This window comes from Streptomyces sp. ATLC9 (assembly GCF_057196705.1).
Map to the genome: position 1 here is coordinate 1 of NZ_JBXUOY010000222.1, position 8,809 is coordinate 8,809.

General features: G+C 72.3%; 9 protein-coding genes and 2 pseudogenes. 1 reads left to right on the forward strand and 10 read right to left on the reverse strand.

The genetic code is table 11. The features are described from left to right. Positions 1 to 184, forward strand: a pseudogene (locus tag AC2CJA_RS20260) (NAD(P)/FAD-dependent oxidoreductase); the annotation flags it as partial. A gap of 109 nt (positions 185 to 293) precedes the next feature. Here the strand turns inward: AC2CJA_RS20260 and AC2CJA_RS20265 are convergent. The 10 genes and pseudogenes from AC2CJA_RS20265 to AC2CJA_RS20310 all read right to left on the reverse strand — a co-directional run. After that, positions 294 to 1,079, reverse strand: a complete 786-nt coding sequence (locus tag AC2CJA_RS20265) for an ABC transporter permease (protein WP_484604108.1) — start codon at positions 1,077 to 1,079, stop codon at positions 294 to 296. Next, positions 1,076 to 2,056: an ATP-binding cassette domain-containing protein gene (locus AC2CJA_RS20270; protein ID WP_484604115.1), complete on the reverse strand. Its 981-nt coding sequence runs from the start codon at positions 2,054 to 2,056 to the stop codon at positions 1,076 to 1,078. The genes AC2CJA_RS20265 and AC2CJA_RS20270 overlap by 4 nt, the downstream gene beginning before the upstream one ends. Before the next feature lie 93 nt (positions 2,057 to 2,149). Then, a complete protein-coding gene (locus tag AC2CJA_RS20275; RefSeq protein WP_484604109.1) occupies positions 2,150 to 2,995 on the reverse strand; it encodes a DUF4097 family beta strand repeat-containing protein in 846 nt (281 codons plus the stop codon). An 85-nt stretch (positions 2,996 to 3,080) separates the two neighbouring features. Next, a complete protein-coding gene (locus AC2CJA_RS20280) occupies positions 3,081 to 3,593 on the reverse strand; it encodes a toxin-antitoxin system HicB family antitoxin (RefSeq protein WP_484604110.1) in 513 nt (170 codons plus the stop codon). 331 nt (positions 3,594 to 3,924) lie between these two features. Further along, the gene (locus AC2CJA_RS20285) at positions 3,925 to 6,333 is read right to left on the reverse strand and encodes an ATP-binding cassette domain-containing protein (protein WP_484604111.1); all 2,409 of its coding nucleotides are present in this window, start codon (positions 6,331 to 6,333) and stop codon (positions 3,925 to 3,927) included. A 98-nt stretch (positions 6,334 to 6,431) separates the two neighbouring features. Continuing rightward, on the reverse strand, positions 6,432 to 6,587 hold the full coding sequence (locus AC2CJA_RS20290; RefSeq protein WP_484604112.1) for a hypothetical protein: 156 nt from the start codon (positions 6,585 to 6,587) through the stop codon (positions 6,432 to 6,434). Positions 6,588 to 6,597: 10 nt separating this feature from the next. After that, positions 6,598 to 6,972: a helix-turn-helix transcriptional regulator gene (locus tag AC2CJA_RS20295; protein WP_484604116.1), complete on the reverse strand. Its 375-nt coding sequence runs from the start codon at positions 6,970 to 6,972 to the stop codon at positions 6,598 to 6,600. A gap of 346 nt (positions 6,973 to 7,318) precedes the next feature. Beyond that, complete coding sequence (locus AC2CJA_RS20300; RefSeq protein WP_484604113.1) at positions 7,319 to 7,729, reverse strand: VOC family protein; 411 nt, start codon at positions 7,727 to 7,729, stop codon at positions 7,319 to 7,321. A 77-nt stretch (positions 7,730 to 7,806) separates the two neighbouring features. Then, a complete protein-coding gene (locus AC2CJA_RS20305; protein ID WP_484604114.1) occupies positions 7,807 to 8,154 on the reverse strand; it encodes a DUF1330 domain-containing protein in 348 nt (115 codons plus the stop codon). Positions 8,155 to 8,265: 111 nt separating this feature from the next. Then, positions 8,266 to 8,742, reverse strand: a pseudogene (locus tag AC2CJA_RS20310) (ABC transporter ATP-binding protein); the annotation flags it as partial. Between the last annotated feature and the right edge of the window lie 67 nt (positions 8,743 to 8,809).

Here is an 8,809-nt window from a genome sequence, read left to right on the forward strand (position 1 = left end):
GGACTGGCGACGGCTCACCCGGCGCTACCGCCTGCTGACCCGCGCGCTGCTCGCGGCGACCGGGCCGCCTCCCGCCCGGGCGGCGCTGCTCCCCGCGGCGCAGCGGCTGCCGTGGCTGTTCTCCGCCGCCGTCGACGCGCTGGCCCGGCCGGCGGGGGAGTGCGCCCCGCCGGGCGTGCGGTGACCGGCGGTCAGCGTTCTCCGACGTCGGAGGCGAGGGCCTCCCGGAAGTTGTGCAGCGCGTCGCCGGGAAGCAGTTGACATCCTCGCCGTCCTTCAGGGCGGCGAGGATGTCAACTCGGGTCGCGGTCGAAGAGCGACCTGGACCAGAGGTGGCCGAGCACGGCCAGGCCCAGGCACCAGGCCACGGCGAGCGGGCCGTTGTGGCCGATACCGGTGCCGAGCAGCAGGCCGCGCAGGGTCTCGATGGCCGGCGTGAAGGGCTGGTACTCGGCGATCGGCCGGAACCAGCCCGGCATCGCGTCGACGGGGACGAAGGCGCTGGAGATCAGCGGCAGGACGATCAGTGGCAGCGCGTTGTTGCTCGCCGCCTCGGCGTTCGGGCTGACCGTGCCCATTCCGACGGCGATCCAGGTCAGTGCCAGGGCGACCAGCGCCACCAGCCCGAACGCCGCCAGCCACTCCAGGGCGGTCGCGTTCGCGGACCGGAAGCCGAGGGCGACGGCGACGGCGCCGACGAGGACCACGCTGGCGACCGACCGCAGCACGCTGCCGACGACGTGCCCGACGAGCACGGAGCCGCGGTGGATCGCCATCGTGCGGAAGCGGGCGACGATGCCCTCGGACATGTCCATGGACACCGACACCGCGGTGCCGACCACTGTGCTGCCGATGGTCATCATCAGCAGGCCCGGCAGAAGGTAGGCGAGGTACGCGGAGCGGCCGGCGCCGCCGATGCCCGCGCTCATCACCTCGCCGAAGACGTAGACGAACAGCAGCAGGAGGACGACCGGCGTGAGCAGGAGGTTCAGCGTCAGGGACGGGTAGCGCCGCACATGCAGCAGGTTGCGCCGCAGCATCGTGGACGAGTCGCGGACGGCGAGGGACAGGGAGCTCATCGGACGGCCTCCTCGGAGGACTGGTCGGTGCCGCCGGTCAGGGCGAAGAACACGTCGTCGAGGTCGGGGGTGTGCACGGTCAGTTCGTCGGCCTCGATCCCGGCCGAGTCCAGCCGGTCGAGGATGGAGCGCAACTCTCGCTGGGTGCCGTCGCCGGGGATGGACAGCGCGAGGGCCTCGTCGTCGCGTGCGGCGCCGTGCAGGGTGCCGGCTGCGGACCGGTAGGCGGCCGGGTCGGTGAACCGCAGGCGTACATGGCCGCCGGGTATCCGCCGCTTCAGCTCGTCGGCGCTTCCCTCGGCGGCGATCCTGCCGTCGTGCAGCACGGCGATGCGGTCGGCGAGCTCGTCGGCCTCCTCCAGGTACTGGGTGGTGAGGAGGACGGTGGCGCCGCCGGAGACCAGTTCGCGGACGATCTGCCACATGTTGTGGCGGGAGCGGGGGTCGAGGCCGGTGGTCGGCTCGTCGAGGAAGATGACGCGCGGGGCGCCGACGAGCGTCATGGCGATGTCCAGGCGCCGCTTCATACCGCCGGAATAGGTGGAGGCGGGCTTCTTCGCGGCCTCGGTGAGGCCGAAGCGCTCCAGCAGTCCGGCGGTGACCCGCCGCCCCTCACGCCTGGACAGGTGGTGCAGATCGGCCATGAGGAGCATGTTCTCCTCGCCGGTGATCAGGCCGTCGACGGCGGAGAACTGCCCGGTGACACCGATCGCGGCGCGTACGGCCTGCGGTGACGAGGCGATGTCGTGGCCCGCGACCCGGGCCTGGCCGCCGTCTGCGCCGACGAGGGTGGAGAGGATCTTGACGGTGGTGGTCTTGCCGGCGCCGTTGGGGCCGAGCAGCGCGAACACGGACCCGGCCGGGATGCGCAGATCGACGCCGTCGAGGACGGTCCTGTCGCCGTAGGACTTGCGCAGCCCGGTGGCGGAGACGGCGGCGGGCTGCCGCGGACCGCCGTGTTTTCTGGACGTGGGCATGACAGATGAAGGCATGGAGTCCTCCCTCTTGGAGGCCGAAGTGGTGAAGTGTGGTGGAGCGGCGGGGAACGGGCCGCCCCGCGAGGCCGGTGTTCAGACCCGGGCGCGGCGGATGTCGATGTTGCCGTACCGGGTCCGGGCGTGTACCTCGACGGTGTCCTCGGCCTTCTCCGGGACCTCGGACGCGGCGAGTGTGTTGCGTACCTGCCCGCGGCCGGAGCTGACGTCGAGCCAGGCGGCCGTTCCCTCGCGGACGCCGACCTCGATGGCGCCGTAGGAGGTCTCCAGCCGGACCGACCCGCGAGCGACCTCGGCGACGCGCAGGGTGCCGTGCGCGGTGGTGGCGAGGACCGGACCCTCGGCGCGCGTGATGTCGATGTCGCCGTTGGAGCCGCTCACCCGCAGCTCGTCCGCCGCGGTGCCGACGGTCGTGGTGCCGTGCGAGTTCTTCAGGACGGCGGGACCGCGGACGGCGCCGACACGCAGACTGCCGGAGCTGGTGGTGATCTCGGCCGGGCCCTCGATCCGGTCGACGGTGATCGAGCCGTGGGAGGCCGTCAGCTTCAGCGGCCCGGTCGCGTCGAGGCGGACATCACCGGAGGAGGTCTTCACCCGGACCTCGCCGAGCCGGCCCTCGCCGAGCACCTGGGCCCAGGCGCCGGTCATGTCGACGTGTGAGCCCGCGGGCAGTTCGACCGTCACGTCGACGATGCCGGTGCGCCCGACGAGGTGGCGCCGCTTGGGCGTTCTGACGGTCAGCGCACCGCACGAGTACGCGACCTCGGTCTGGTCGGCCGCCCGTGTGTCCTGGTCCCGCCCCGGGTCCCGGGGGCGCACCTCGACGACGGTGTCGAGGCGGTCGCCCGCGGTGAACCGGATGGAACCGGCCTCCACGTGCGCCGTGGCCGAAATCGGCTCGGGGGTGTCGAAAGAAGGCATGACTGTCCCGTCCTCCTGGGTCTTGGCGTCGTCCCCGCTGGTGGGACGTGGTGTGGGTGAAGTGGTGCGGGCGCCGGGCGTGGCCTCAGCGCACCCAGCCCGTGTAGCTCTGTCCGATGGTCTGGGTTCTCTCCGCCGGGCGGGAGCGGTGGCCGCCGTCGACCGCGGCGGACACGGCGCGCACCAGCCATGCGTTGACCGACAGGCCCTCGCGGTTCGCGGCCTCCTCGGCCCGGGCCTTGAGGTGGGCCGGCAGGCGCAGGTTGACGCGGGCGGTGCCGCCCTCCTCGCCGTCGGCCGGGGCCGGGGGCGTGAGCGGTTCGACGGGCGCGGAGGGGTCCACGGGGGCGCTGTCGGCGGGCAGCGCCACCACGAACTCGGGGTCGAGTCCGCGCAGCCGTACGTCGACCGAGCCGGGAGCGAGTTCGCGGGTGATCTCGTCCATCGCGGCGGAGAGCACGTTGAGCATGATCAGCCGGGCTGCCGACTCCAGGGGGGTGGTGAGCCTCTCGGCCAGCTCGCGGGCTTCGCCTCCGCCGGCCTCGGCGGCCACCGCGAGTTCGCGGCGCAAGGTGTCGACATACGGGGTGAGGTCCATGGCGTCATGGTGGCACCATGTGGTGCCATGCGCAAGCCCGTGGGGCGTCTCACGTGGAAGAGTTCGGTATTTACCGCCTTGAACTGCGAGAACTTCAGGCAGGTGATTCGCGGAAGTGTGGCGTCACGCAGGTCCATGTGCTCCTGGTGGCGCGTAATGGCGCTGTTAGGTGCCATTGGGTGCCACTGTGGCGCCTCCCTGTCGTTCGGGCGCTGCCGCCGCGTCGGGCAGCCTGATGCGGTCCTCACCGCCGTCGACCGCGTCGACGCGTCCGGACGGGGAACCGCTCCGGCCGGAGCGGTTCCCCCCAGTTCTCCCCGGAGACTCCGCCTCAGGCGCCGACGTAGGCCGCGAGATGTTCGCCGGTGAGGGTGGAGCGGGAGGCGACGAGGTCGGCGGGCGTGCCCTCGAAGACGATCCGGCCGCCGTCGTGTCCGGCGCCCGGGCCGAGGTCGACGATCCAGTCGGCGTGTGCCATGACCGCCTGGTGGTGCTCGACGACGATGACCGTCCTGCCGGAGTCCACCAGCCGGTCGAGCAGGCCGAGCAGCTGCTCGACGTCGGCGAGGTGGAGACCGGTGGTCGGCTCGTCGAGGATGTAGACACCGCTCTTCTCGCCCATGTGCGTGGCCAGTTTGAGGCGCTGCCGCTCGCCGCCGGACAGCGTGGTGAGCGGCTGGCCGAGCGTGAGGTAGCCGAGGCCGACGTCCACGAGCCGGCCGAGGATCCGGTGCGCGGCCGGGGTGCGCGCCTCGCCGGCGCCGAAGAACTCCGCCGCCTCGGACACCGGCATCGCGAGCACCTCGCTGATGTCGCGCCCGCCGAGACGGTGCTCCAGCACCGAGGCCTGGAACCTCTTTCCCCCGCACTCCTCGCAGACGGTGGCCACACCGGCCATCATCGCCAGGTCGGTGTAGACGACGCCGGCGCCGTTGCAGACGGGGCAGGCCCCCGAGGAGTTGGAGCTGAACAGCGCCGGTTTCACACCGTTGGCCTTGGCGAACGCCTTGCGCACCGGATCGAGCAGACCGGTGTAGGTGGCCGGATTGCTCCGCCTGGAGCCGCGGATGGGCGTCTGGTCGACGCATACCACGCCGGTGCCGTCGGCCTCGGAGCGGCGCAGCAGCGCTCCGTGCACCAGCGAGCTCTTGCCGGAACCCGCGACGCCGGTGACCACGCAGAGCACCCCGAGCGGGATGTCGACGTCGACGTTTCGCAGGTTGTGCGCCGTCGCGCCGCGGATCTCCAGGGCGCCGGCGGGCCTGCGCACCGTCTCCTTGAGGGCGGACCGGTCGTCGAGGTGGCGGCCGGTGGGGGTGTCCGCGGCGCGCAGGCCCTCGACGGTGCCCTCGAAGCACACGACTCCGCCGGCCGCCCCGGCGCCGGGGCCGAGGTCGACGACATGGTCGGCGATGGCGATGACCTCGGGTTTGTGCTCGACGACGAGGACGGTGTTGCCCTTGTCGCGCAGGCGCAGCAGCAGGTTGTTCATCCGCTGGATGTCGTGCGGGTGCAGACCCGTGGTGGGTTCGTCGAAGACGTAGGTGACATCGGTGAGGGAGGAGCCGAGGTGGCGGACCATCTTCACCCGCTGTGCCTCGCCGCCCGACAGCGTGCCCGACGGCCTGTCGAGCGAGAGGTAGCCCAGCCCGATCTCCACGAACGAGTCGAGGGACTGCCGCAGCGCGGTGAGCAGCGGCGCCACCGACGGCTCGTCGAGGCCGCGGACCCATGTGGCCAGGTCGCGGATCTCCATCGCGCAGGCGTCGGCGATGGAGATCCCCTCGACCTTCGAGGACCGGGCCTGCTCGCTGAGCCGGGTGCCGTCGCACTCGGGGCACTCGGTGAAGGTGACCGCCCGGTCCACGAAGGCCCGGATGTGCGGCTGCATCGACTCCCGGTCCTTGGAGAGGAACGACTTCCGGATCTTCGGGATCAGCCCCTCGTAGGTCAGGTTGACACCGTTGACCTTCACCTTGGTCGGCTCGCGGTGCAGGAAGTCGTACCGCTCCTTCTTGGTGTACTCGCGGATCGGCTTGTCCGGGTCGAAGAAGCCCGACTCGGTGATGACCCGCACCACCCAGCCGTCCCCGGTGTAGGTGGGGATGGTGAACGGATCCTCGGAGAGCGACCTGGAGTCGTCGTAGAGCTGGGTGAGGTCGATGTCGGAGACCGTGCCCCGGCCCTCGCAGCGCGTGCACATTCCGCCGGTGCGGCTGAAGGTCACCTTCTCGGTCCTGGTCTTCTCTGCGCCGCGGTCGACCGTGAACCCGCCGCTCGCCGAGACCGAGGCGACGTTGAAGGAGAACGCGGCGGGCGGGCCGACGTACGGCCTGCCGAGCCGGCTGAAGAGGATGCGCAGCATCGCGTTGGCGTCGGTGGCGGTGCCGACGGTGGAGCGGGGGTCGGAGCCCATCCGCTGCTGGTCGACGATGATCGCGGTCGTCAGGCCTTCGAGTACATCGGCCTCGGGCCGGTTCGGGGTGGGCATGAAGCCCTGGACGAAGGCGCTGTAGGTTTCGTTGATCAACCGCTGCGACTCGGCGGCGATCGTGTCGAACACCAGCGAGCTCTTGCCCGACCCGGAGACCCCGGTGAACACCGTCAGCCGGCGCTTGGGGATCTCGATGCTGACGTCCTTGAGGTTGTTCACGCGTGCGCCGTGCACGCGGATCAGGTCATGGCTGTCGGCCGCGTGCGGCCCGGGCGCCCGCGTGTCCGTCCTCGCCGCGGTGCTCATCGTGTCCCCCATCGTGTCCCCCATCTGTCGGCCGGCTCGTTCCGGCCGGATCCGAACGGTATGAGTGTTCTCTCGTCTGCCGGTGCCGGTGCCGGGTCTCACCGCGTGCGGGCCCGGACGGAGCGCGGCCCGTCGCCCACGGGGTCACGGAAGGCGTGGTCGCGCACCTCCGGGCCGAGGACGTCACGGCGGAGGGCGAGCGCCTCGCTGTGGTCGCCGACGCCGACGGAGCACGGTAAGAGCTTGGTGTCCATGGGCCCCACGCTACGGACCGGAAGCGGGTTTCGTCCCCTGGTTCCTGACCGGCCGCGTGTGGACCCTGGCGATGCAGGCCGGGACGGCGGCGCCCTCGTCGTGCCGGCGGGCCCGGTACGCGCTCGGACTCTCGCCGACCAGTTCGGTGAACCGGGAGCTGAACGACCCCAGGGATGTGCAGCCGACCGCGAAGCAGACCTCGGTCACCGACAGGTCACCGCGCCGCAGCAACGCCTTGGCACGCTCGATCCGGCGCGTCATCAGGTAGCCGTAAGGCGTCTCCCCGAAGGCGGCGCGGAAGCAGCGGGAGAAGTGGCCCGGCGACATGAGGGCCGTCCGCGCCAGCGCCGGGACGTCGAGCGGCTCCGCGTAGTCGCGGTCCATCAGGTCGCGGGCCCGGCGCAGCCGGACGAGATCCTCCAGCGTCACACGGCCACCATCCCACAGCACCGGACGCCGGTGGCGCCTTGGCACGCTCGACCCGGCGCGCCACCAGGTACGCGTGCGGCGATCTGCCGCAGGCCGGCCGGAACCGGCCGGGGCATGCGGCGGACACGCCCGCGTCACGGGCGAGCGCCTCGACGTCCGGCGTCCGCGCGTACTCCCGGCCGATCCTGTCGCGGACGCGGCGCAGTCGTGCGAACTCGCCCGGACGCCGCGCCCGGACCGTTGCGCCTCTCCACGCGGGGCGGCACATGGCGGTCCTCCTTTCCGCCGACGGCCGGGCGGCTCAGCGCAGTTCCTGGACGCGGACCAGATTGCCCGCGGGGTCGCGGAAGGCGCAGTCGCGCACGCCGTACGGCTGTTCGACCGGTTCCTGGACGACCTCGGCGCCCTTGGCCAGCACCTTCTCGAAGGTGCCGTCGAGGTCCGGTGTGGCCAGCTGGATCCAGCCGTAGGTGCCCTTGGCCATCATCTCGGCGATGGTGCGGCGCTCGTCCTCGGTGATCCCGGGGTCGGCGGCAGGCGGCGCCAGGAGGACGGAGGTGCCGGCCTGGCCGGCGGGGCCGACGGTGATCCAGCGCATCCGGCCCTCCCCGACGTCGGTGCGCACCTCGAAGCCGAGGGTGTCGCGGTAGAAGGCCAGGGACGCCTCCGGGTCGTCATGAGGAAGGAAGACGGTGTGAATGGTGATGTCCATGCGATCAGGCTAGGACGGCCGGGTGGCCCGCGCTTCTCGAATCCTGACCGGTTCCCGGCCGCCCCGGCCCGTCCGGCTCACCCGGCGGGCGGGGCCTCCCGCATGGCCTTGGCGGTGGCGGCCGGGTCGTATCCCGCGGCGACGCCCTCGACCAGGATGATGTCGCCGGCGATGTGCCGGGAGCGCAGTGGTGCGATCTCCCGGTAGGCCGGTGAGTCCCACCAGGCCCGCGCCTCGGCGATCCCGGGGAAGCCGATCACCACGACGTGCCCGGGCCAGCTCCCCTCCTTGACTTCGTGCTGTGCGCCGTGCACGAGGAAGCGACCGCCGTAGGGCTCGAAGGTGGCGGGGACGCGCTCGATGTACTCGGCGATCTCCGGGTGCGGGGCGGCTTCCCGCAGGTGGGCTATGGCGTAGGCGGGCATGGGCGGGGTGTCCTTCCGGCCGGTCGGGTTTCCGTACGCGCACGATTCTGGCACCCGGACGTGCCGGGGTCGATCACCAGGCGGGTAACCGGCCCCGCCCGGTGTGCGGGCCTACCCGGCCGCGGAGGGCAGGCGCAGACGCCCGTCGTGCATCTCGGCGACCCGGTCGACCGCGGTGAGGTGGGCGCGGTCGTGGGTGACCAGGACGGTCGCGGTGGCCTGCCGGTGGGTGAGGCGGGTGATCAGGTCGACGACGGCGGCGCCGCGCTCGTGGTCCAGGGCGCTGGTGGGCTCGTCGACCAAGAGCACGGTGGGCTCGTTCATCAGGGCGCGGGCGACGTTGACGCGCTGGCGCTGGCCGCCGGAGAGCCGGTGGGGGCGCCGGCCCGCCTGGCCGGCCAGGCCGACGGCGTCGAGGAGTTCCATGGCCCGGACGCGGGCCCCGGCCGGGGAGCGCCCGTCGATCCGCGCCATGACCTGGAGCTGCTCGACGGCGGTGAGGGAGGGCAGCAGGTTGGGCTGCTGGAAGACGATGCCGATCCTTCGGCGGCGAAGCTCGGCGAGGTCCGCGCGGGTCATACCGGTGGTCGCGGGGGCGGGGGGCCGGGGGGGGGGGCGGGGGGGGGGGGGGGGGGGGGGGGGGGGGGGGGGGGGG

What these genes read in the sequence shown, in the direction of transcription:
- AC2CJA_RS20265 (WP_484604108.1), bottom strand. Translation starts at nt 1,079, where the DNA reads ATGAGCTCCCTGTCCCTCGCCGTCCGCGACTCGTCCACGATGCTGCGG.
- AC2CJA_RS20270 (WP_484604115.1), bottom strand. Translation starts at nt 2,056, where the DNA reads ATGCCCACGTCCAGAAAACACGGCGGTCCGCGGCAGCCCGCCGCCGTC.
- AC2CJA_RS20275 (WP_484604109.1), bottom strand. Translation starts at nt 2,995, where the DNA reads ATGCCTTCTTTCGACACCCCCGAGCCGATTTCGGCCACGGCGCACGTG.
- AC2CJA_RS20280 (WP_484604110.1), bottom strand. Translation starts at nt 3,593, where the DNA reads ATGGACCTCACCCCGTATGTCGACACCTTGCGCCGCGAACTCGCGGTG.
- AC2CJA_RS20285 (WP_484604111.1), bottom strand. Translation starts at nt 6,333, where the DNA reads ATGAGCACCGCGGCGAGGACGGACACGCGGGCGCCCGGGCCGCACGCG.
- AC2CJA_RS20290 (WP_484604112.1), bottom strand. Translation starts at nt 6,587, where the DNA reads ATGGACACCAAGCTCTTACCGTGCTCCGTCGGCGTCGGCGACCACAGC.
- AC2CJA_RS20295 (WP_484604116.1), bottom strand. Translation starts at nt 6,972, where the DNA reads ATGGACCGCGACTACGCGGAGCCGCTCGACGTCCCGGCGCTGGCGCGG.
- AC2CJA_RS20300 (WP_484604113.1), bottom strand. Translation starts at nt 7,729, where the DNA reads ATGGACATCACCATTCACACCGTCTTCCTTCCTCATGACGACCCGGAG.
- AC2CJA_RS20305 (WP_484604114.1), bottom strand. Translation starts at nt 8,154, where the DNA reads ATGCCCGCCTACGCCATAGCCCACCTGCGGGAAGCCGCCCCGCACCCG.